The following is a 21,069-nucleotide window of genomic DNA, read 5'->3' on the forward strand; positions in this document are numbered from 1 at the left end:
AAACGCGGCGCCGGACACGCGCCCGGCGGCGCGGCGCGGCTCAGTCGGCGTAGCGCGGATGCACCAGCGTCGACGGCGGGTATCCGGCCGCCTCGGGCGGCGCGGTCAGCGGCTCGGTGCCGGCGGGCAGCCGCACCCCCGGCGGCGCACCGGCCGCGGCCAGCGACAGCGGCGCGGGGCGGGCGGCCAGGACGAATCCCCAGTCACGGGCCGGCTCCGCCGGGCGGGCGGAGCGGTCGGGGCCGGTGGTGGGCCCGGCGGCGCGCCCGGTCGCCCGGTACGGATAGGTCTCCAGGCCCGCCGCGCGGACCGTCGCCTCGGCCGTCCAGAAGGTGCGCTCCCTGCTCGCCACGGGCCCCGCGTACACCACGAGCCGCCCGCCGGGGGCCAGGACGCGGGAGGCGAGCCCGTAGAACTCCTGCGAGTAGAACTTGGTGCTGGCCGTGATGTCGGGGTCGGGCAGGTCGCAGACGACGACGTCGTACGTTCCCGAGGTGCGGCCGTCGCCGCGCAGCCAGCCGAAGGCGTCCGCCACCACCGGGCGCAGCCGGGAGTCCTGGTAGGCGTGTCCGTTCAGGGCCGCCAACGCCGGGTCGGTGCGGGCGAGTTGGACGACGTCCGGGTCGATTTCCACCAGAGTCACCGAGCGCACGCCGGGGTGGCGCAGCGCCTCGCGGGCCGCCAGGCCGTCGCCGCCGCCCAGGATCAGGACCCGGCCGTGCGGGCCCGCGTCGAGCGCGGGGCCGACGAGGGCCGCGGGGTAGCGGGACTCGTCGCGGCCGTCGATGCGCAGCCGCCCGTCGAGGAACAGGTCGAGGGGGCCGCCCTTCTCGCCGGTGAGGACGATCTCCTGGACGCGGCTCTGTACGGCGACCCGCACCTGGCCGCCGTACACCGCCCGGCGCGCGGCCTGTTCGAAGTCGCCCACCAGGGCGGTGGTCAGGGCGAGCACGGCGAGGACGAGCACATTGGCGCCGAGCAGCACCCAGCGGGCGCGCGGGGACAGGTCGCGGCCGAAGAGCAGCAGGACGAGCGAGCCGCCCGCGACTGCGTTGACCGCGCCGGTGAGCAACGCGCTGGTGAGCTGGCCGAGTTGGGGCAGGAGCAGGAACGGGAAGGCGAGGCCGCCGACGAGCGCGCCCACGTAGTCCGCGGCGAACAGGTCGGCCACGGTGCCGCTCGCGTCCCCCGCGGCGCGCCGCGACACGCGCTGGATGAGGGTCATCAGGAGCGGGATCTCGGCGCCGATCAGCATGCCGATCGCGAGCGAGAACGCGACCAGCGCGTACCGCGAGCCGCCGAACCAGGCGAACGTCGCGTACAGCGCCATCGCGGAACAGCCGCCCACCAGGGCGAGGGTGGTCTCGATGAGGCCGAAGCCGACGGCGGCGCGGCAGCGCAGCCGCTTGGCGAGCAGCGAGCCGACACCCATCGCGAAGACCATCACCGAGAGCACCACCGAGGCCTGGGTGACCGAGTCGCCGATCAAGTACGAGGCCAGGGCGACCAGTTCGAGCTCGTACACGAGACCGCAGGCGGCGCAGATGAACACGGCGGCCAGGACGAGGAACCGACCCGACCGCGGACTACTCACGGGAGCGGGGAGCGGTTCGATCACGTTGCGAACGCTACGTGACACTCCGTTCGCTTCCTGTCACCCACACGGGTTCAACTGGAGCGGGTCGGCGGCGGATCGGGCGCCTCAGCGCCCGACGGGCGCGGGCTTGCGCACCCCGACCCGGGTCCGGGTCACCACCAACTGCCCTTCCTGCGGGTAGGCGTGCCAGGTGCGCCACCACACCTGGCCGTCGCCGCGCTGCGCGAGCATCGCGGTGAACGCGTGCGGGGAGCCGGGAAACGTTCCGGCCAGACCGTTGGGGTGGTCGGCGACCAGCGCGAGGAGTTCCTGCGCGCGCCCCGCGAACGAGCCGCGCGACAGCGTCTCGACGCGTGCGGCGAACTCGTAGTCCCACTCGCCGAGCCGCTTGGCCACCCCGAGCGGCAGCGGCGTACTGCTGCCGGGCATGCAGGCGACGGTCTCCGAGCAGGTGCCGCACTCCTCGTCGAGGAGCACCTGGTGCGAGGCGCCCAGAAGTCTCAACTGGACCGTGGCGCCGGAGAGTTCGAGATCGAGTACGGCGAGGGCGGGCAGCGGCTCCCGGCCCAGCGCCCAGGCGAGGTCGGCGGCACGCGTGTCGGTGTAGGCGGTCTTGAGGGTCGTGAGCATGGGTGGGCTCCGCAAAACACACATGTGGCGGGTGGGTGACCGATGTCACCTCGGACGGAACGAAGTACGGGGGACCGGCTCTGGTCGCCCGGGAGGGTCCGAGGGCTGCGTCGTTTCTCATCTGCGAGGGAATCATGAAGTGCGCGGCGCTCACAGCTTTTTTTACCCAACTTGATGGGGTTTCCATCCCCTGGGGGGCCACTGGGTTCAAACGTTCAACTACGGGCGGGAAAGAAAGCACCCGGTCGTCGCCGGCCCACCCGGCGCACAACGGGCGGACCAGGCGGCGGAATCGGCTGCCCCGTGTCAGCCGCGACCCCCGCCCGGCCCCCTGCGCTAACTGGAACCGCAGCCGCCGCCCCCGCAGCCCGAGTGGCCGCCGCACCCCGAGTGGCCCCCGCCGCAGGAGTGGTGGCCCCCGTGGTGACCGCCGCCCCCGCCCCCGCACGACGAGCCGCCCGAATCGCCGGCCGCCCACCAGCCGGCGGCGCCCGCCGAACCCGAACCCGAACCGGAGCCCGAACTCCCCGCGCGGGCCCGGTACTTGAGGAACCGCTCCCTGCGGCGGCGCCGACGGACGCCCTTCTCCACCAGCAGATAGATCCACCACCCCACGAAGAACACCGCCACCACACCGAACACGATGAGGTACCCCATCCCTGCCTCCCCCTTCCGGTCCCGTCGGGGCGCACGGCCCCCGTTGTCCCGCGTGGAAGGGGGATGCCCCGGCCGCCGTACGCCAAAGCACACTTGAGCAACTCCAGAGCTTGCCCGCAGGATGGCCGTCATGACCTCCAGCGCGCGCCCTCTCCTCAACCGCCGCCTCGCCGAGTTCGGGACGACGATCTTCGCCGAGATGTCCGCCCTCGCCCAGCGGACCGGGTCCATCAACCTCGGCCAGGGCTTCCCCGACACCGACGGCCCCGAGTCCGTGCGGGAAGCCGCGGTCCGCGCGCTGCGCGCGGGCCACGGCAACCAGTACCCGCCGGGGCCGGGCGTACCCGAACTGCGTACCGCGATCGCCGGACACCAGCAGCGCTGGTACGGGCTGGCCTACGACCCGGACCGCGAGGTCCTGGTCACCGCGGGCGCGACGGAAGCGATCGCGGCGGCCCTGCTCGCCCTGCTCGAACCCGGCGACGAGGTCATCGCCCTGGAGCCGTACTACGACTCGTACGCCGCGTGCATCGCGATGGCGGGTGCCACCCGGGTCCCGGTCACCCTGCGGCCGTCCGAAGGGCGCTTCGTGCTCGACCTGGACGAGCTGCGCGCCGCCGTCACCCCCCGCACCCGGCTGCTCCTGCTCAACACCCCGCACAACCCGACCGGCACGGTCCTGACCCGCGCCGAGCTGGCCGCGGTCGCCGAGCTCGCCTGCGAGCGCGATCTGCTGGTGATCACCGACGAGGTCTACGAGCACCTGGTCTTCGACGGCGCCGAGCACATCCCGCTCGCCTCCTTCCCCGGGATGCGCGAGCGCACGGTCACCATCGGCTCGGCGGGCAAGACGTTCTCCTTCACCGGCTGGAAGGTCGGCTGGGTGACGGCGGCCCCGGAGCTGCTGGCCGCGGTCCGCTCGGCCAAGCAGTTCCTCACGTACGTGTCGTCGGGGCCCTTCCAGTACGCGGTGGCCGAGGCGCTGCGGCTGCCGGACGCGTACTTCGCCGCGTTCCGCGCCGACCACCAGGCCAAGCGGGACCTGCTGAGCGCGGGACTCGCGGCGGCCGGCTTCGCGGTGCACCGGCCGGCCGGCACGTACTTCGTGACCAGCGACATCCGCCCGCTGGGCGAGAGCGACGGCTACGCGTTCTGCCGCGCCCTGCCCGAGCGCTGCGGCGTCGTGGCCATCCCCAACGCGGTCTTCTACGACCACCGCGAAGAAGGCGCCCCCTTCGTCCGGTTCGCCTTCTGCAAGCGGACGGCGGTGCTCGAAGAGGCGGTCACCCGGCTCAAGGCACTGGCCGCCTGACCGGTCCCCCGGTGCCGCGCGCTGTCACGGCGACACGCGTGGGCACCGCCGGGTGGGCCAAGTTCCACCCGGTCGGGGGCGCAGCGGTCGCGGGAAGCCGGATCCGCGTTGATGGTCGGTCTGACGACCACGCGCGCCCGGAGGTGCCCCCTGTCCGCCGAGATCACCGCCACCGTCCGGGCCAGCGGCAGCGCGAGCGCCCGGCACCGGACGGACGCGCTGCGCCGGGCGGCGCCCGCGCTCGGCCTGTTCGCCGCCGCCCGGCTGACCGGGCTCCTGGTCGTGGCGGCGGCGGCCTGGCACCGGGGTCTTTCGCCGCGCGTGCGGCTCGCCACCGCCTGGGACGCCGACTGGTACGCCCGGATCGCCGCGCACGGCTACGGCCGCACGCTGTCCTGGCCGGACGGCTCGGTCCAGAGCGACATGGCGTTCTTCCCGTTCTACCCGGGCCTGATCCGGGCCGTGACCTCCGTCCTCCCGGTCGCCGGGGGCACCGCGGGGCTGCTCGTGTCGTGGACGGCGGCGGCGGTCGCGGCCTGCGGGATCTACCGGATCGGCGAGCGCCTGTACGGCCGCCGGGTGGGCACGCTGCTCGTGCTGCTCTGGGGGCTGCTGCCGCACTCCGTCATCCTGACGATGGCGTACACCGAGCCGGTGATGACGGCGCTGGCCGCCTGGTCGCTGTGGGCGGTCCTGGAGCGCCGCTGGCTGTGGGCGGGCTCGCTCGCCCTGCTCGCCGGCCTGTCCCGGCCGAACGCCGTCGCGGTGGCGGCCGCGGTGCTCGCGGCGGCGGCGTACGAGATCCGGCACGGCGGGCGGCGCTCGTGGCGGCCGTGGGCGGCCGCGCTGCTCGCGCCGCTGGGCTGGTGCGGATACGTGCTGTGGGTCGGGGTGCGCAAGGGCGATCCGTTCGGCGGCTACTTCGCGGTGCAGTCCGGCTGGACCTCGCGCTTCGACTTCGGCGCGGGCTGGCCGCGCTTCCTGACCCGGATGGCGACGACCCCGTACGACCTGGGGTTCACGATGGCCGCGCTGCTGACCGCCGTCATGGTGCTGCTGTTCGTGCTGTTCGCCCTGGACCGGCCGCCGCTGGCGCTGCTCGTCTACACCGCGGTCCTGGTGCTGATCGCGGTCGGCGGCTCCGGCTTCTTCGAATCGAAGCCGCGCTTCCTGCTCCCGGCGTTCCCGCTGCTGGTGCCGCTCGCCCTCGCACTGACGAGAGCCCGGCCCCGGGCGGCGGTCGCGGTGACCGTCGCCCTGGCCGGGCTCTCGTTCTGCTACGGGGGCTATCTGCTGGCGCTGGCCCCGATGGCGCTGTGAGTCACTCGGAGTCGGAATCGCCCGGCTCGTCGCCCTCGCCCGCGTCGACGTCCTTCTCCAGGCCGAGCTGCTCCAGAAGCCACTTGTCGAACTCGATCGAGGCACGGACCCAGCTCACCGTGGACGACACGAAGTGCTCCAGGGCGACACCGGTGCCGATCAGCATCTGCGCCTCGCCGATGAGGCGGACGGTGCCGTCGTCGTGGGTGTGCGTGTAGACCTTGGGCCACAGGGTGCGGCGGTTCCAGTCGTCGATCGACTCCAGGATCTGGACCTTGTCGTCGATGCTGTGCGGCCGGTCGTAGAACGTCCGCACCGAGAAGACCTGCTGGTCGTCCTCGCCGCGGAACATGAAGTACGTACGGAAATCCTCCCACGGCGCGGCGAGGTCGCCCTCGTCGTCCACGACGTACTTGAGCTCCATCTGGTCCAGGAGCTGCTTCACCAGGTCCTGGTCGGGGACGACGGGCCCGGACGGCGCGCCGCCGGACGGCGGGCCGGGCTGAGCCCCGAAATTCGGAATCGAGGACGGGTCGATGCTCATCGTGAATCTTCCTTCGTACGGTTCCGGTCATCCTCCCCCATGCCGGGGCGGGGCTGGCAACCCCCGCCCCCGGGTATCCGCCGAGGGCTGACCGAATCCGGCCCCGGTGGCGGAATCAGCTCGCGGCCCCCACGATCAACCCCTCCCCGAATCGGTCCACCCGAACCGTGTCGCCGTCCTTGATCTCGCCCGCCAGGATCTCCTTGGCGAGCCGGTCGCCGATGGCGGTCTGGATCAGGCGGCGCAGCGGGCGCGCTCCGTACGCCGGATCGTTGCCCTCGTCCGCGAGCCACTCCAGCGCGGCCGGGGTGACCTCCAGGGCGAGCCTGCGGTCGGCCAGGCGCTTGGCCAGGCGGCCGATCTGGAGCTCGGCGATGCGGGACAGCTCGTCCTTGGTCAGCGCCGAGAAGACCACCAGGTCGTCCAGGCGGTTGAGGAACTCGGGCTTGAAGGAGGCCCGCACCACTTCCAGGACCCGCTGCTTCTTCTCCGCCTCCGATGCCGTCGACTCGACGAGGTACTGGCTGCCCAGGTTGGAGGTCAGGATCAGGATCGTGTTGCGGAAGTCGACCGTGCGGCCCTGGCCGTCGGTGAGGCGGCCGTCGTCCAGGACCTGGAGCAGGATGTCGAAGACCTCGGGGTGGGCCTTCTCCACCTCGTCCAGGAGGACCACGGAGTACGGGCGGCGGCGCACGGCCTCGGTGAGCTGGCCGCCCTCCTCGTAGCCGATGTAACCGGGAGGCGCGCCGACGAGCCGCGCCACGGAGTGCTTCTCGCCGTACTCGCTCATGTCGATGCGGACCATGGCCCGCTCGTCGTCGAAGAGGAAGTCGGCGAGCGCCTTGGCGAGCTCGGTCTTGCCCACGCCCGTCGGGCCGAGGAAGAGGAAGGAGCCGGTGGGGCGGTCGGGGTCGGCGATGCCGGCCCGGGTGCGGCGCACCGCGTCGGAGACGGCCTGGACGGCCTCCATCTGGCCGATGAGGCGCCGGCCCAGCTCGGCCTCCATGCGCAGCAGCTTCTGCGTCTCGCCCTCCAGCAGGCGCCCGGCGGGAATGCCGGTCCAGGAGCCGACCACGTCCGCGATGTCGTCGGGGCCGACCTCCTCCTTGACCATCGTGTCCTTCGACTTCTCCTGCTCGGCCTCCGCCTCGGCGGCCTCCTCCAACTCCCGTTCCAGGCCCGGGATTTCGCCGTACAGGAGCTTGGAGGCGGTGTCGAAGTCGCCGTCGCGCTGGGCGCGTTCGGCCTGGCCGCGCAGGTCGTCGAGGCGCTCCTTCAGCTCGCCGACCCGGTTGAGGCCCTGCTTCTCCTTCTCCCAGCGGGCGGTGAGCCCGCGCAGCTCCTCCTCCTTGTCGGCGAGGTCCTTGCGGAGCTTGTCCAGGCGCTGGAGCGAACCGGCGTCGGTCTCGTTCTTGAGGGCCAGCTCCTCCATCCTCAACCGGTCGACGGCGCGCTGGAGTTCGTCGATCTCGACGGGCGAGGAGTCGATCTCCATGCGCAGCCGGGACGCGGCCTCGTCCACCAGGTCGATGGCCTTGTCGGGCAGGAAGCGGGAGGTGATGTACCGGTCGGAGAGGGTGGCGGCCGCCACCAGCGCGCCGTCCGCGATCTGCACCTTGTGGTGGGCCTCGTAGCGGCCCTTGAGTCCGCGCAGGATCGCGATGGTGTCCTCGACGCTCGGCTCGGCCACCAGGACCTGCTGGAAGCGGCGCTCCAGGGCGGCGTCCTTCTCGATGCGCTCGCGGTACTCGTCCAGGGTGGTCGCGCCGACCATGCGCAGCTCGCCGCGGGCCAGCATGGGCTTGAGCATGTTGCCCGCGTCCATCGCCGAGTCGCCGCCGGCGCCCGCGCCGACGACGGTGTGCAGCTCGTCGATGAACGTGATGATCTGGCCGTCGCTCTCCTTGATCTCGGACAGCACGGTCTTGAGGCGTTCCTCGAACTCGCCGCGGTACTTCGCACCCGCGACCATCGCGCCCAGGTCGAGCGAGACCAGCTTCTTGTTCTTCAGCGACTCCGGTACGTCGCCCTTCACGATGCGCTGGGCGAGCCCCTCGACCACGGCGGTCTTGCCGACGCCGGGCTCGCCGATCAGCACCGGGTTGTTCTTCGTACGCCGCGACAGGACCTGCACCACCCGGCGGATCTCCTGGTCCCGGCCGATGACCGGATCGAGCTTGCCCTCGCGGGCGGCCGCCGTGAAGTCCGTACCGAACTTCTCCAGCGCCTTGTACTGACCCTCCGGGTCGGGTGTGGTCACCCGGCGCCCTCCCCTGCTCTTCTCGAACGCGTCAAGGAGCTTCTTCGCGCTCGCCCCCTGCTGGGAGAGGATCTCACCGGCCTGCCCGCCCTTGGCCGCCAGGCCGATCAGCAGGTGCTCGGTGGAGAGGTACTCGTCGCCCAGCTCCTTGGCGCGCTGCGCCGCGTCGGCGATGACGGCGAGCAGTTCGCGGTTGGGCTGCGGCGGGGCGACCGTGGAGCCGGCCACGCTGGGCAGGCCGGCCAGGATCCGCTCGGCGCCGGAGCGCACGGCGGCCTGGTCGGCGTCCACGGCGGCCAGCAGGTCGATGATGTTCTCGTTGTCCTCGCCCGCCAGGAGCGCGAGCAGCAGATGCGCGGGGGTCAGATCCGGGTGGCCCCCGGCGACGGCCCGGCTGCTTGCCGCGTTGATCGCGTCCCGGCTCTTGTTGGTCAGCTCGGCATCCACGTGCGCTCGCTCCTCCTCGTCGTACGGCTGGACCACGGCTTCACGCCCATGACCCTTCCAACCTACACAAAGTTGAGCCTATTCCGCTCAAGGTGTGGGGAGGGGATGTGCGGAGGCTAGGTTTCTTGGCCATGGCCATCGACGTACGCACACCCGACGACGCCTATCTCAGCTTCTGGCGCGAACGCCACATCTGCACCTTGACGACCCAGCGGCCGGACGGATCGCCGCATGTGGTGCCGGTGGGGGCGACGTACGACCCGGAGGCGGGGCTCGCTCGGATCATCACCAACAAGAAGAGCCGGAAGGTCGCCAACATCCTGGCCGCCGTCGCGGCGGACCCGGCGGGCGCGCGGGTCGCGCTCTGCCAGCTGGCGGGCAGGCGCTGGGCGACCCTGGAGGGCCGCGCGGTCGTGCGCACGGAGGCCGAGCTGATCGCGGACGCGGTGGAGCGCTACACGGAGCGCTACCAGCGGACCCCGGCCCCGAACCCGGACCGGGTGCTCATCGAGATCAGCCTGGAACGGGCCATGGGCAACACCTGAGCCGCAGGTGGCCATGTGTGCCCGGACAGCACAACGGCGCCATCGTGTTCAGGTCCACGATGGCGCCGCTGTGTGGGGGAAGCACCTGCGCGATGTACAACGACGGGGGATCGCGTCAGGCACTGCGGGGGGTGGCGGTGGATGAATCGGGCTGGGCCTCCGACTCGAAAAGCTGGTGGTCGCGTTGGTCAAGATTCACGAAGACCATGCCGTACCGGACAACGCAGCGAATGGGCTGCGGCGCCCCGCGCGGCCGGCGCAGGCACCGGTAGGCACGGACGTCCTCGTCGTCCTCGCGTGCGATCAGGACCGGCTCACCGAGCAGGGTGACCATCAACGAATCGCCACGATGGGGAACTGCTGTGGCGAGGTCGATGAAGTGCCACCCAGAGCGGTAGGCCGTGGCCATTTCACGACGGAAGGTACGGTCATCGGGCGGGAAGCTCATGCGACAGCACCTGCAGGAGCGACCTCCCAGGTTATGTCCCCGGCGAGCGTCGCACTCTTGGGCGCGACGATCTCCCAGGTGATGTCCTGCCTGGACGCAACGTCCGACTTCGCGGGGTGGCTCTCCCAAGTAATGTCCCCAGGCGCCGAGAGAGCGCAGAACGCAGCCGCCACAACGGCTGTCGTGCTTAGTGCTCGAACCATCCTGCTCATGGCCGATCTCCACCTCTTTTGATCATTACCTCCCCCCGCGGATACGACGATGGCCCACTCCGAGCGCTTGCACCAGCGCAGCCAGGCATCATGTTCCTGTAATTCAAAAGGATGAGGGGGGTGCAACTAGGTTGAATCAGGGGCATATAGGACACGATCACGGCCCAGTTGACTTGTGCGAGACAGGAACGGCTCTGTACGCGCTTGCCCTGCGTACCGGGGGAATTACCCGCTCAGAGGCCGACTCGGCGCCGTGTCTTGTCGATCTCACCCTGCTGCGCCCCGACCCGGATGACGCGCAACTCCTGCGCCCGGTTCCGCCCACGGTGGTGCTCAACCTGCTGACGCAGCCGCTGGAGCGCGAGATCCAGGAGCGCAGAAAGCTCTCCGTCGCACTTGCCAACACCTTCGAGCCGTTCATGTCGATCGCCACGCCCGCCCTCTCGGGCACGCACGCGGTCACGGTCCTCGAAGGCCTGGAGCTCATCAACGCCACGCTGGACCGCGTCATCGACGAGTGCACCGAGGAACTGCTCGTCATCCAGCCCGGCAGCGGCCGCAGACCGGAGAGCTTCGAGGCGGGACTGCGCCGCATCGAACCGCTGGTCGCCCGTGGGGTGGAGATGCGCACCCTCTACCAGCACACCGCCCGCCACCACTCCGCCACCATCGGCTATGTGGAACGGATAGCTCCGTACGGTCTGGAGGTGCGGACCCTGGAGGAGATCATCGACCGGCTCATCATCATGGACCGCAAGATCGCCTTCATACCCGCGCGCAGCGACCGCCAGGTGGCCCTGGAACTGCGCCACGAGGGCCTCGTGCAGTACCTCGTCGGCGTCTTCGACCAGTTCTGGCAGTACGCCGTCCCCTGGGACGACGAGGTGCCCTACCACCTGGAGACGGCCGGCATCACCGGCGTCCAGCGCTCCATCGCCAAGCTCCTGGTGGAGGGCCACGTGGACGAGGCCATCGCCCGCCGCCTCGGCATGAACGTACGCACCTGCCGCGCGCACATCGCCAAACTGGCCGCCGCCCTCGGCAGCGGCAGCCGGGCCCAACTCGGCTTCCTGATCGCCCAGTCCGGGATCCTGGACCAGGACGCCTGAGAGGCTCCGCACCACGCACAAGGCCCGCCACCCCCAAAGAGGGGACAGCGGGCCCTGAGAGGACCTGCGGGGGCCTGGGGCGGCCCGGGGCTACTCCGCCGACCGCTTCGGGCGCCAGACGACCAGCGCGCTGGCCTGCTGCACGTCCTGGTACGGGACCAGGTCCCGGCGGTAGGAGGCGTGCACCTGGGCCTCGCGCTGCCGCATGGCGACGGCCGCGCCCTCGACCGCCGACGACAGCTCGGCGACCCTGGCCTGAAGCGCCGCGACCTGGTTCTCCAGCTCGATGATGCGCTTGATGCCGGCCAGGTTGATGCCCTCGTCCTGCGACAACTGCTGGACCGTACGCAGCAGTTCGATGTCGCGGGCCGAGTAGCGCCGGCCGCGCCCGGCCGTGCGGTCGGGCGAGACCAGGCCGAGGCGGTCGTACTGCCGCAGCGTCTGCGGATGCAGGCCGGAGAGCTGGGCCGCCACGGAGATGACGTACACCGGCGTCTCTTCGGTCAACTCGTACGCCCTGTTGCCGAATTGGGGCTGTCGACGCTGGCGGGGGTCCATCTCATGCTCCCTTCGCGGCCTGGAACAGTTCTGCCCTCGGGTCTTCGCCCGCGGTGGCCTCGCGGTAGGTCTCCAGGGCCTCGCGGGCCTTGTCGTCCATGTCCTTCGGCACGGCCACCTCGACCGTGACGAGCAGGTCGCCCCGGGTGCCGTCCTTGCGGACCGCGCCCTTGCCGCGCGCCCGCATCGTACGGCCGTTGGGGGTGCCCGCGGGCAGTTTCAGGGTGACCGGCGGGCCGCCGAGGGTGGGGACCTTGACCTCGCCGCCGAGTGCCGCCTCCACGTAGGTGATCGGCACCGTGATGGTGAGGTTGTCGTCCCTGCGGCCGAAGACCGGGTGGGCGTCGACGTGGACGACGACGTACAAGTCGCCTGCGGGGCCGCCCCGTTCGCCCGGTGCGCCCTTGCCGCGAAGGCGGATCCGCTGGCCGTTGCTGACGCCCGCCGGGATGCGGACCTGCATGGTGCGCGAGGAGCGGGCCCGCCCGCTGCCCTTGCAGATGTCGCACGGGTTCTCGGCGATCAGACCGCGGCCCTTGCAGTCCACGCACGGGTCGGTCAGCGAAAAACCGCCGCCCGAGCCGCGCGAGACCTGGCCGGTGCCGACACAGGTCGGGCACACCCGGGGCGTGCCGTTCTTGTCGCCGGTGCCCGAACAGGCCTTGCAGGGGGACTGGCTGGACAGCCGGATCGGGACGGTGGCCCCGTCGACCGCCTCGGTGAAGCTGAGCGTCACCTCGGACTCCAGGTCCTGCCCGCGGCGCGGCTGGGTGCGCGTGCCGGTGCCCGCGCCGCCCCGGTTGAACAGGCCGCCGAACACGTCGCCGAGCCCGCCGCCGAAGCCGCCGGCGCCCGCGCCGCCCGGCTGCTGCCCGCCGAACAGGTCGCCCAGGTCGAAGTTGAAGCTGCCGCCGGCCCCGGGACCCGCCCGGTAGCCGCCGTTGCCGAACAGGGCGCGCGCCTCGTCGTACTCCTTGCGCTTCTTGGGGTCGCCGAGGATGTCGTTGGCCTCGGAGATCTCCTTGAAGCGCTCCTCCGCCTTGGCGTCGCCCTTGTTGGCGTCGGGGTGGTTCTCGCGGGCGAGTTTGCGGTAAGCCTTCTTGATCTCGGCGTCGGTGGCGTCCTTGGGGACGCCGAGAACCTTGTAGTAGTCCTTCTCGACGAAGTCCTTCGTGTTCATCGACGTCCCTCCTTCCGGACGATCACTTCTGCCATGACCGCGGCGTCAGCCCTTCTCGGGGCCACCGCTCTCCTCGTCGTTCGACTTCTCGTCCTTGGCGGCCGCCCCCGGCTGGGGCTCGGCCACCGCGACCCGGGCGGGCCGGATCGTACGCTCGCCGATCCGGTACCCCGGCTGAAGGATCGCCACGCAGGTCGTCTCGGTGACGTCCGGCGCGTAGCTGTGCATCAGGGCCTCGTGGACCGTCGGGTCGAAGGGCTCGCCCTCCTTGCCGAACTGCTGCAGGCCCATCTTCGCGGCGACCGTCTCCAGGGACTCGGCCACCGACTTGAAGCCGCCCTGCAGTTCGCCGTGCTCCCGGGCCCGGCCGATGTCGTCGAGCACGGGCAGCAGCTCGGTCAGCAGACCCGCGACGGCGATCTCCTTGACCGTGACGCGGTCCCGCTCCACCCGGCGGCGGTAGTTCTGGTACTCGGCCTGCAGGCGCTGGAGGTCCGTGGTGCGCTCGGCGAGCGCCGTCTGGGCCTGGTCCAGCTGAGCCTGGAGGGCGATCTCCTTGGCTGCGTCCCCGGCCGGGGCCGCCTTCCCCTCCTCGGAGGAGTCGGCGGCCTTCGGCTCGGCGTCTTCCGCGCCGGCGCCGGAGGGGACGTCGGGCTTCTCCTCGAAGCCCGGGGTCTCCTCCGTCATCAGGCGGCGCCGCCCTTCGCGTCACGCGGCTTCTCGTCGTCGACGATCTCGGCGTCCACGACGTCGTCCTCGGCCTTGTGCTGCGAGGCGCCCTCGGCACCCGCGGCACCGGCCGCACCCTGCGCGGCCTGGGCGTCGGCGTACATGGCCTGGCCCAGCTTCTGCGAGACGGCGGCGACCTTCTCGGTGGCGGTGCGGATCTCGGCCGAATCCTCGCCCTTGAGCTTCTCCTTCAGCTCGGCGACGGCGGTCTCGACCTCGGTCTTGACCTCGGCCGGGACCTTGTCCTCGTTGTCCTTGAGGAACTTCTCGGTCTGGTAGACGAGCTGCTCGCCCTGGTTGCGGGTCTCGGCGGCCTCGCGGCGGCGGTGGTCCTCCTCCGCGTACTGCTCGGCCTCCTCGCGCATGCGGTTGACCTCGTCCTTCGGCAGCGAGGAGCCGCCGGTGACGGTCATCTTCTGCTCCTTGCCCGTGCCGAGGTCCTTCGCGGTCACGTGCATGATGCCGTTGGCGTCGATGTCGAAGGCGACCTCGATCTGCGGGACCCCGCGCGGGGCCGGCGGCAGACCGGTCAGCTCGAACATCCCGAGCTTCTTGTTGTACGCCGCGATCTCGCGCTCGCCCTGGTAGACCTGGATCTGCACGGACGGCTGGTTGTCCTCGGCCGTCGTGAAGATCTCGGACCGCTTGGTCGGGATCGTGGTGTTGCGCTCGATGAGCTTGGTCATGATCCCTCCCTTGGTCTCGATGCCGAGGGACAGCGGGGTCACGTCGAGGAGCAGGACGTCCTTGACCTCGCCCTTGAGGACACCGGCCTGCAGGGCGGCGCCGATGGCGACGACCTCGTCCGGGTTGACGCCCTTGTTGGCCTCGTTGCCGCCGGTCAGCTCCTTGACGAGCTCGGCGACGGCCGGCATGCGGGTGGAACCGCCGACGAGAACGACGTGGTCGATCTCGGACAGGTTGATGCCCGCGTCCTTGATGACGTTGTGGAACGGCGTCTTGCAGCGCTCCAGGAGGTCGCTCGTCAGCTGCTGGAACTGGGCGCGCGTGAGCTTCTCGTCCAGGTGCAGCGGGCCCTCGGCGGAGGCCGTGATGTAGGGCAGGTTGATCGAGGTCTCGGTGGACGAGGACAGCTCGATCTTGGCCTTCTCGGCGGCCTCGCGGAGGCGCTGGAGGGCCATCTTGTCCTTGGACAGGTCCACGCCGTGACCGGAGTGGAACTGCTTCACCAGGTAGTCGACGACGCGCTGGTCCCAGTCGTCGCCACCGAGGTGGTTGTCGCCGTTGGTGGCCTTCACCTCGACGACGCCGTCGCCGATCTCCAGGAGCGACACGTCGAAGGTGCCGCCACCGAGGTCGAAGACGAGAATGGTCTGGTCGTCCTTGTCGAGACCGTAGGCCAGGGCGGCGGCCGTCGGCTCGTTGACAATACGCAGGACGTTGAGGCCCGCGATCTCGCCGGCTTCCTTGGTCGCCTGGCGCTCGGAGTCGTTGAAGTACGCCGGCACGGTGATGACCGCGTCGGTGACCTTCTCGCCGAGGTAGGCCTCCGCGTCGCGCTTCAGCTTCTGCAGGATGAAGGCGCTCATCTGCTGCGGGTTGAAGCTCTTGCCGTCGAGCTCGATCTTCCAGTCGGTGCCCATGTGGCGCTTGACCGACCGGATGGTCCTGTCGACGTTGGTGACCGCCTGGCGCTTGGCGACCTCGCCGACCAGCACCTCGCCGTTCTTCGCGAAGGCGACGACGGACGGCGTGGTCCTGGCGCCCTCTGCGTTGGTGATGACGGTGGGCTCGCCGCCTTCAAGAACGCTGACGACGGAGTTAGTCGTGCCCAGGTCGATGCCGACCGCACGTGCCATTTCGATTCCTCCAACTGACTACTTGAGTGGAACTGGCTCAAGGATGCATCACCGGTCCCACCGAGTCAACAGAGCTGAGTCTGGCCGACTCAAGTTTTATCCTGCGCTTATCTGCAATGGAAGGCATCTGGGCAGCTCAGACCATACGCAGGGGTACGCCCCCAGTGGGCTCTCAGTACGTCCTCACACGACCGCCGGGGCCTGCGCGGGCACCTGCTCCTCCAGGCGGGGGCCGTCCTCGCGCAGCAGCACCAGGCCGCACTGGAGCAGCCGGCCGTCGCGGGGATCGGTGAGGCCCGGCGTCATCGACATCAGCGTCAGGCCGAGCCGCTCCCTGGCCAGCGCGAGCAGCTCGTCGAAGAGCGGGGCGCCCTCGAAGAGCGGCACCAGCGGCGCCCCGAGCCGCACTCCGCAGATCTCGTCGGCGAACTCCCCTGCCCCGCCCAGCACTTGGGCCTCGTACCCCTGCACGTCCAGCTTGAGGAAGACCCGCTCGCCGGGGGCGGTGACCTGCTCCCACAGCTCGTCCAGGCGACGCGTCTCCACGATGACGTCGCCGGTGTACGCGGTGCGGGGCGCGGCGGCCCGGTGGCGGGGCAGCATCGGCAGAAAGGAGCTGGCGGGGCCGCAGTGGCCGGAGATGTTGAGGGTGGCGCTGCCGCTGCGGTCGCCGAGCGCGTACGGCAGCACGCTCCAGGCGTCGTCGAGGGCGGCGCGGTGGCGCAGTTCGGCGCGGGGCTCGCGCAGCGGCTCGAAGGAGACGATGCGGCCGCGGTAGCCCGCCTCGCGCAGCAGCGCGCCGAAGTCGCCGCGGTGCGCGCCGACATCGAGGACCAGGTCGATCTCGTACCGGCGCAGCAGGCGCACCAGGTCGGCGCCGCCGGGGCGGCGGCGGACCACGTCGATACCGAGGCGGCGCACCGCGCGGCGCACCACGCGCAGGAGGTTCGTCATCAGGTGCGTACTGCTCCCTGCCGGAAACGGGGTCATCCGCGGCCGCCCGCGAGGTCGACGGAGGCGGTGGGGCCCGCGGAGGTGCGGGCGCGGGGTGCGCGGCGGCGCGAGGCCGGGCCGTACACCGGCACCCGGAGCAGCAGCACGACCGCGGACGGCACCAGGAGGCCGAGCGGCAGCACCGCGACCGGGGCGATGCGCCCGTCGTGGACCTGGAGCCCGATGAGGGTTCCGGCCAGCGTGGCGAGGCCGAGGACGACGGCCGAGCCCTGGGTGGAGAGGCCCATGCGGCGCAGCCGGTGGGCGATGTGGTCGCCGCCGCCGCGCAGCAGCGGGCGGCCCGCCAGGCGGCGGGAGGTCAGCACGAGCAGGGTGTCGGTGAGGACGACGGCGGTCAGCGCGAACAGTTCGGCGGTGATCTGCGGGCCGGGCGTACCGGCGTGCACGGTCACCGCGGACGAGGCGAGCAGGAAGCCGGTGAACAGGGAGCCGCAGTCGCCGAGGTGAATGCGGGCCGGATGCCAGTTGTGCAGCAGGAAGCCGGTCAGGGCGGCGGCGAGCACGCTCAGGAGCAGGCCGTGTCCGGGCCGGCCCTCGGCGATCGCGCACACCGCGAGGCCGAGCGCGGTGACGGCGGCGACCGCGCCCATCGCTCCGTCGGAGGTGTCCAGGAGCTGGAAGGCGTTGGTGACGAACACGATCCACAGCACCGCGAGGGCGCCCGCGCCCGGCGGGAGACCGGCCAGTGTGACGACCGCGGTCGCGGCGGCGGCCTCCGCGACGAGCCGGATCCGTACGCCCAGCGGCCGCAGGTCGCCGACCAGGCCGAGCAGGGCGACCGCGCCGGCCGCGCCGAGCAGGGGGGCCACGCCCTCGCCGAGTTCGGCGACGCCGAGCAGCGGTCCGGAGCAGGCGACGCCCAGGGTGGCAAAGGCGACGGCGATGCCGCCGAGGTGCGGGGCGGCGCCGTTCTTGCGGACACCGGCCCGGCCGAACCGCAGCACCACCGTGCGGATCAGGCCGGCCAGCAGGGCGGTCAGTACGAGGGCCGACGTCGCGGCCGTGATCCCGTGCAGCATGTCGTCCGCTCCGCTCAGCCGAGGTGCTGCCCGGCCGGCGAGGCGGCGGGCAGACGGAGTCCGGGCAGGACGACGGGGGCTTCGGCGCGGGCCCGCGCGAGCGCCGCGTCGAGGATGTCGTCGAGGCCGCGCGCGGGCCGCCAGCCGGTGAGTTCGCGCAGCCGCGCCGGGTCGGGCGGGGCGGCCGTGTCCTTCTCGTACGGGGTGAGGCCCTCGGCGTACGGAACCCGGTGGATGGCGGAGGTGCCGCCGCTGCGGGCCAGCGTGCGCTCGGCCAGGGCCAGGACGCTGGTCTCCTCGGCGCCGGTGAGGTCGAACTCGGCGCCCGCGGCGCCCGGGTGGGCGAGCAGGGCGAGCAGCGCGTCCACCGCGTCGGCGACGTCGAGGAAGCGGCACTGCCGGGTGCCGCCGCCGTGCACGGTGAGCGGCTCGCCCGCGACGGCCCGGCGCACCAGGCGGTGCAGCAGCGTGGCGTGTCCGGGCGACTGGCGCGGGCCGACCGTGTCGCCGATCCGTACGACGGTGGCGCCCGCGGCCGCCTCGCCGCGGCCGTCCGCCGCGGCGATCAGGAGCTTGCGGCCGTGCCGCAGGGCCGCGGCGCCGACGCAGCCCGTCACGGGGGCGAGGTGGACCACGGCGTCGCAGCGCGCGGTGAGTTCGCCGGTGAGGCCCGCGTCGAGGACGGAGCCGCGCACGAAGCGCAGCGCCGGATCGGACCAGGCGGCGGCGAGGTTGGCGCGGGCGCCGGTGGACAGGTCGTCGAGCACGACCACGGTGTGGCCCCGGCCGAGCAGCGCGTCGGCGAGGTGCGAGCCGATGAATCCGGCACCACCGGTGACGAGGTACGTGGCGGGAGCTGGCATGGGACACCCATTCGGTTCGACCGTCAAGAAGTGGCGGAGAACAAGTTAGTTTGTTATGTCCGCATATGTGGTGAATAACACGATGGAGATCGGGGTGCGATCGAGGGCACGCTGAGCGACACAGATCACCGCTTGCGCGGCTACAGTGCGGCGGAATAAGTGGGTACGCTCAGGTGGACTGGATAAGTTACTGCTTAGTAATCCGTTCGAGCCCGTCCCCCGTCACCCACCTCGCAGGCCCGAGGAGCCCCACCATGCAACTCGCCGCGATCATCGTGTCGCTGGTCCTAATCGCGGTCGGCGTAGCGCTGTTCGGCCGTGCCATCGTGCAGATCTACCGCTTCGTACGCCTCGGCCAGCCCGTGCCGGCCGGCACCCGCACGGACGATCCCAAGCAGCGCACGATCACCGTGGTCAAGGAATTCCTCGGCCACACCCGCATGAACAAGTGGGGCATCGTCGGCGTCGCGCACTGGTTCGTGGCCGTGGGCTTCTTCTCGCTGCTGCTGACGATCGTCAACGCCATCGGCCAGCTCTTCAAGGCCGACTGGATCCTGCCGATCATCGGCGACTGGGCGCCGTACAACGTCTTCGTCGAGTTCCTCGGCACGATGACGGCGCTGGGCATCCTGACCCTCATCGTCATCCGGCAGCTGAACCGGCCGGGCGGGGCGGGCCGCAAGTCCCGGTTCGCGGGCTCCAACACCGGCCAGGCGTACTTCGTCGAGGGCGTCATCCTCATCGTCGGCATCTGCATCTTCACGCTGCACGCCCTGGAGGGCGCCCAGCACGGTGTCGACAGCTACGAGGCCTCGTTCTTCATCTCGTACCCGGTGGTCGCCTGGTTCAAGGGGATGAGCCTGACCACCCTGCAGAACCTCACCTACTTCTTCGCGGGCCTGAAGATCGCGACCTCGTTCATCTGGATGATCACGGTCGCGCTCAAGACCGACATGGGTGTCGCCTGGCACCGCTTCCTCGGCTTCCCCAACATCTGGTTCAAGCGCGAGTCGGACGGCGGCGTCGCCCTCGGCGCGCTCCAGCCGATGGCCTCGGGCGGCAAGCCGGTCGACTTCGAGGACCCGGGCGAGGACGACGTCTACGGCGTCTCGCAGATCGAGCACTTCTCCTGGAAGGGCATCCTCGACTTCTCCACCTGCACCGAGTGCGGACGCTGCCAGTCGCAGTGCCCCGCCTGGAACACGGGCAAGCCGCTCTCCCCCAAGCTCCTGATCATGTCCCTGCGCGACCACGCGCACGCCAAGGCCCCGTACCTGCTGGCCGGTGGCGGCAAGGACATGGAGGGGAACGAGAAGGCGACGGAGGAGCAGCTGAAGGACGTTCCCGCCGCGGCTCTCGCCGAGGCCGAGCGCCCCCTGATCGGCACCCTCGAAGAGAACGGCGTCATCGACCCGGACGTCCTGTGGTCCTGCACCACCTGTGGCGCCTGCGTCGAGCAGTGCCCGGTGGACATCGAGCACATCGACCACATCGTGGACATGCGCCGCTACCAGGTGATGATCGAGTCCGCGTTCCCGTCCGAGGCGGGCACGATGCTCAAGAACCTGGAGAAGAAGGGCAACCCCTGGGGGCTCGCCAAGAAGCAGCGCGTCGAGTGGACCAAGGAGGTCGACTTCGAGGTCCCGATCGTCGGCAAGGACATCGAGGACCTCACCGAGGTCGACTACCTGTACTGGGTCGGCTGCGCGGGCGCCCTCGAAGACCGGGCGAAGAAGACCACGAAGGCCTTCGCGGAGCTGCTCCACATGGCGGGCGTCAAGTTCGCGATCATGGGCGGCGACGAGAAGTGCACGGGTGACTCGGCCCGCCGCCTCGGCAACGAGCCGCTGTTCCAGCAGCTCGGCCAGGAGAACGTGGCCATGCTGAACATGGCGTACGGCGAGGACGATGAGGACGAGTCGACGAAGAAGCCCAAGTCGGCCAAGAAGATCGTCGCGACCTGCCCGCACTGCTTCAACACGATCGCGAACGAGTACCCGCAGCTGGGCGGCGAGTTCGAGGTCATCCACCACACGCAGCTGCTCCAGCACCTCATCGACGAGGGCAAGCTGGTCCCGGTCACCCCGGTCGACGGTCTGATCACCTACCACGACCCCTGCTACCTGGGCCGCCACAACAAGGTCTACACGCCGCCGCGCGAGATCATGTCGGCCGTCCCGGGCCTGCGCCAGCAGGAGATGCACCGCCACAAGGAGCGCGGCTTCTGCTGCGGCGCCGGTGGTGCGCGCATGTGGATGGAGGAGCGGATCGGCAAGCGCATCAACAACGAGCGTGTCGACGAGGCCCTTTCGCTGAACCCGGACATCGTCTCGACGGCGTGCCCGTTCTGCCTCGTCATGCTGACGGACTCGGTCAACGGCAAGAAGAACGACGGCAAGGCCAAGGAGTCGCTCCAGGTCGTGGACGTGGCGCAGCTGCTCCTCGACTCGGTGAAGACCCCGGCGGACCCGGCGGGCACCGCCGAGACGGAGAGCGCGCCGGAGCCGGAGCCGGTGAAGTAGCCCCGTACAGACGGGTCGTACGCGCACGGGTCACGCGCACATAGTGCGTACACAATGGGGCGTACGCACTTGTCGTACGCACACGGAAGCGGGGGGGGGGGGGGGGGGGGGGGGGGGGCCGGCCCGGGCGGCGGGGGGGGGGGGGGGGGGGGGGGGGGGGGGGGGGGGGGGGGGGGTTTGGGTGGGGGGGGGGGGGGGGGGGGGGGGGGGGGGCCGCCCCCCCCCCCCCCCCCGGCCCTACGCCAACAACCCCCGCAACGGAAACGCCGCCCGCCGAGTCGCG

Annotated in this window: 18 protein-coding genes; 5 read left to right on the forward strand and 13 right to left on the reverse strand. The window is 71.1% G+C overall.

Going from position 1 to position 21,069, the window contains the following annotated elements; genetic code table 11:
- Nucleotides 1-40: 40 nt before the first annotated feature.
- From ACIQ8J_RS30135 to ACIQ8J_RS30145, 3 genes are all read right to left on the reverse strand, one after another.
- Nucleotides 41-1,594 (reverse strand): polyamine aminopropyltransferase, encoded by a 1,554-nt coding sequence (locus ACIQ8J_RS30135; RefSeq protein ID WP_403608006.1) that lies wholly within the window; start codon nt 1,592-1,594, stop codon nt 41-43.
- 108 nt (nt 1,595-1,702) lie between these two features.
- Nucleotides 1,703-2,227 (reverse strand): DUF2617 family protein, encoded by a 525-nt coding sequence (locus ACIQ8J_RS30140; RefSeq protein ID WP_403272756.1) that lies wholly within the window; start codon nt 2,225-2,227, stop codon nt 1,703-1,705.
- 336 nt (nt 2,228-2,563) lie between these two features.
- Nucleotides 2,564-2,884 (reverse strand): hypothetical protein, encoded by a 321-nt coding sequence (locus tag ACIQ8J_RS30145; protein ID WP_403272755.1) that lies wholly within the window; start codon nt 2,882-2,884, stop codon nt 2,564-2,566.
- 121 nt (nt 2,885-3,005) lie between these two features.
- Here ACIQ8J_RS30145 and ACIQ8J_RS30150 point away from each other — a divergent pair, with 121 nt between their 5' ends.
- Nucleotides 3,006-4,196, forward strand: a complete 1,191-nt coding sequence (locus ACIQ8J_RS30150; protein WP_403272754.1) for a pyridoxal phosphate-dependent aminotransferase — start codon at nt 3,006-3,008, stop codon at nt 4,194-4,196.
- Nucleotides 4,197-4,307: 111 nt separating this feature from the next.
- Nucleotides 4,308-5,516 (forward strand): glycosyltransferase family 39 protein, encoded by a 1,209-nt coding sequence (locus ACIQ8J_RS30155; protein ID WP_403272752.1) that lies wholly within the window; start codon nt 4,308-4,310, stop codon nt 5,514-5,516.
- A 1-nt stretch (nt 5,517) separates the two neighbouring features.
- Here the strand turns inward: ACIQ8J_RS30155 and ACIQ8J_RS30160 are convergent, their stop codons facing one another.
- Together ACIQ8J_RS30160 and clpB are read right to left on the reverse strand one after the other, a co-directional pair.
- Nucleotides 5,518-6,060 carry a YbjN domain-containing protein gene (locus ACIQ8J_RS30160; protein ID WP_403272750.1) on the reverse strand — a complete coding sequence of 181 codons (543 nt, stop codon included), beginning with the start codon at nt 6,058-6,060 and terminating at the stop codon, nt 5,518-5,520.
- Between the two features lie 115 nt (nt 6,061-6,175).
- Nucleotides 6,176-8,767 carry an ATP-dependent chaperone ClpB gene (clpB, locus tag ACIQ8J_RS30165; RefSeq protein WP_403272749.1) on the reverse strand — a complete coding sequence of 864 codons (2,592 nt, stop codon included), beginning with the start codon at nt 8,765-8,767 and terminating at the stop codon, nt 6,176-6,178.
- 131 nt (nt 8,768-8,898) lie between these two features.
- On the opposite strand from clpB, the gene ACIQ8J_RS30170 reads away from it, so the two are divergent.
- Nucleotides 8,899-9,312, forward strand: a complete 414-nt coding sequence (locus ACIQ8J_RS30170) for a pyridoxamine 5'-phosphate oxidase family protein (protein WP_403272748.1) — start codon at nt 8,899-8,901, stop codon at nt 9,310-9,312.
- A 115-nt stretch (nt 9,313-9,427) separates the two neighbouring features.
- Here the strand turns inward: ACIQ8J_RS30170 and ACIQ8J_RS30175 are convergent, their stop codons facing one another.
- Nucleotides 9,428-9,760 (reverse strand): (2Fe-2S)-binding protein, encoded by a 333-nt coding sequence (locus tag ACIQ8J_RS30175; RefSeq protein WP_350231239.1) that lies wholly within the window; start codon nt 9,758-9,760, stop codon nt 9,428-9,430.
- 385 nt (nt 9,761-10,145) lie between these two features.
- Here ACIQ8J_RS30175 and ACIQ8J_RS30180 point away from each other — a divergent pair, with 385 nt between their 5' ends.
- Nucleotides 10,146-11,081, forward strand: a complete 936-nt coding sequence (locus ACIQ8J_RS30180; RefSeq protein WP_403272747.1) for a helix-turn-helix transcriptional regulator — start codon at nt 10,146-10,148, stop codon at nt 11,079-11,081.
- Between the two features lie 90 nt (nt 11,082-11,171).
- Here ACIQ8J_RS30180 and ACIQ8J_RS30185 read toward each other — a convergent pair whose 3' ends face one another.
- The 7 genes from ACIQ8J_RS30185 to ACIQ8J_RS30215 all read right to left on the reverse strand — a co-directional run bounded on the left by ACIQ8J_RS30185 (nt 11,172) and on the right by ACIQ8J_RS30215 (nt 18,264).
- Entirely contained in the window at nt 11,172-11,639 is a 468-nt protein-coding gene (locus ACIQ8J_RS30185; RefSeq protein WP_403272745.1) for a heat shock protein transcriptional repressor HspR, read from the reverse strand.
- A 1-nt stretch (nt 11,640) separates the two neighbouring features.
- Nucleotides 11,641-12,819, reverse strand: a complete 1,179-nt coding sequence (gene dnaJ, locus ACIQ8J_RS30190; protein ID WP_403272744.1) for a molecular chaperone DnaJ — start codon at nt 12,817-12,819, stop codon at nt 11,641-11,643.
- 45 nt (nt 12,820-12,864) lie between these two features.
- A complete protein-coding gene (grpE, locus tag ACIQ8J_RS30195) occupies nt 12,865-13,506 on the reverse strand; it encodes a nucleotide exchange factor GrpE (protein ID WP_403272742.1) in 642 nt (213 codons plus the stop codon).
- Nucleotides 13,506-15,368: a molecular chaperone DnaK gene (dnaK, locus tag ACIQ8J_RS30200; protein ID WP_403272741.1), complete on the reverse strand. Its 1,863-nt coding sequence runs from the start codon at nt 15,366-15,368 to the stop codon at nt 13,506-13,508. The genes grpE and dnaK overlap by 1 nt, the downstream gene beginning before the upstream one ends.
- Before the next feature lie 183 nt (nt 15,369-15,551).
- Complete coding sequence (locus ACIQ8J_RS30205) at nt 15,552-16,322, reverse strand: FkbM family methyltransferase (RefSeq protein WP_403272739.1); 771 nt, start codon at nt 16,320-16,322, stop codon at nt 15,552-15,554.
- Nucleotides 16,323-16,354: 32 nt separating this feature from the next.
- Nucleotides 16,355-17,401 carry an MraY family glycosyltransferase gene (locus ACIQ8J_RS30210; RefSeq protein WP_403272738.1) on the reverse strand — a complete coding sequence of 349 codons (1,047 nt, stop codon included), beginning with the start codon at nt 17,399-17,401 and terminating at the stop codon, nt 16,355-16,357.
- A gap of 14 nt (nt 17,402-17,415) precedes the next feature.
- Nucleotides 17,416-18,264, reverse strand: coding sequence for an NAD-dependent epimerase/dehydratase family protein (locus ACIQ8J_RS30215; protein WP_403272737.1), 849 nt, complete (start codon nt 18,262-18,264; stop codon nt 17,416-17,418).
- Nucleotides 18,265-18,518: 254 nt separating this feature from the next.
- Here ACIQ8J_RS30215 and ACIQ8J_RS30220 point away from each other — a divergent pair, with 254 nt between their 5' ends.
- Nucleotides 18,519-20,786, forward strand: coding sequence for a (Fe-S)-binding protein (locus ACIQ8J_RS30220; RefSeq protein WP_403272736.1), 2,268 nt, complete (start codon nt 18,519-18,521; stop codon nt 20,784-20,786).
- Nucleotides 20,787-21,069 lie beyond the last annotated feature (283 nt).

Source organism: Streptomyces sp. NPDC094147, assembly GCF_044764265.1.
Lineage (GTDB): Bacteria > Actinomycetota > Actinomycetes > Streptomycetales > Streptomycetaceae > Streptomyces.

Coding starts and splice junctions, on each gene's coding strand:
- ACIQ8J_RS30175 (WP_350231239.1), bottom strand. CDS start 9,760: ATGAGCTTCCCGCCCGATGACCGTACCTTCCGTCGTGAAATGGCCACG.
- ACIQ8J_RS30185 (WP_403272745.1), bottom strand. CDS start 11,639: ATGGACCCCCGCCAGCGTCGACAGCCCCAATTCGGCAACAGGGCGTAC.
- ACIQ8J_RS30210 (WP_403272738.1), bottom strand. CDS start 17,401: ATGCTGCACGGGATCACGGCCGCGACGTCGGCCCTCGTACTGACCGCC.
- ACIQ8J_RS30215 (WP_403272737.1), bottom strand. CDS start 18,264: ATGCCAGCTCCCGCCACGTACCTCGTCACCGGTGGTGCCGGATTCATC.
- dnaK (WP_403272741.1), bottom strand. CDS start 15,368: ATGGCACGTGCGGTCGGCATCGACCTGGGCACGACTAACTCCGTCGTC.
- ACIQ8J_RS30160 (WP_403272750.1), bottom strand. CDS start 6,060: ATGAGCATCGACCCGTCCTCGATTCCGAATTTCGGGGCTCAGCCCGGC.
- ACIQ8J_RS30220 (WP_403272736.1), top strand. CDS start 18,519: ATGCAACTCGCCGCGATCATCGTGTCGCTGGTCCTAATCGCGGTCGGC.
- ACIQ8J_RS30170 (WP_403272748.1), top strand. CDS start 8,899: ATGGCCATCGACGTACGCACACCCGACGACGCCTATCTCAGCTTCTGG.
- ACIQ8J_RS30155 (WP_403272752.1), top strand. CDS start 4,308: ATGGTCGGTCTGACGACCACGCGCGCCCGGAGGTGCCCCCTGTCCGCC.
- ACIQ8J_RS30150 (WP_403272754.1), top strand. CDS start 3,006: ATGGCCGTCATGACCTCCAGCGCGCGCCCTCTCCTCAACCGCCGCCTC.
- ACIQ8J_RS30140 (WP_403272756.1), bottom strand. CDS start 2,227: ATGCTCACGACCCTCAAGACCGCCTACACCGACACGCGTGCCGCCGAC.
- dnaJ (WP_403272744.1), bottom strand. CDS start 12,819: ATGAACACGAAGGACTTCGTCGAGAAGGACTACTACAAGGTTCTCGGC.
- ACIQ8J_RS30205 (WP_403272739.1), bottom strand. CDS start 16,322: ATGACGAACCTCCTGCGCGTGGTGCGCCGCGCGGTGCGCCGCCTCGGT.
- grpE (WP_403272742.1), bottom strand. CDS start 13,506: ATGACGGAGGAGACCCCGGGCTTCGAGGAGAAGCCCGACGTCCCCTCC.
- ACIQ8J_RS30145 (WP_403272755.1), bottom strand. CDS start 2,884: ATGGGGTACCTCATCGTGTTCGGTGTGGTGGCGGTGTTCTTCGTGGGG.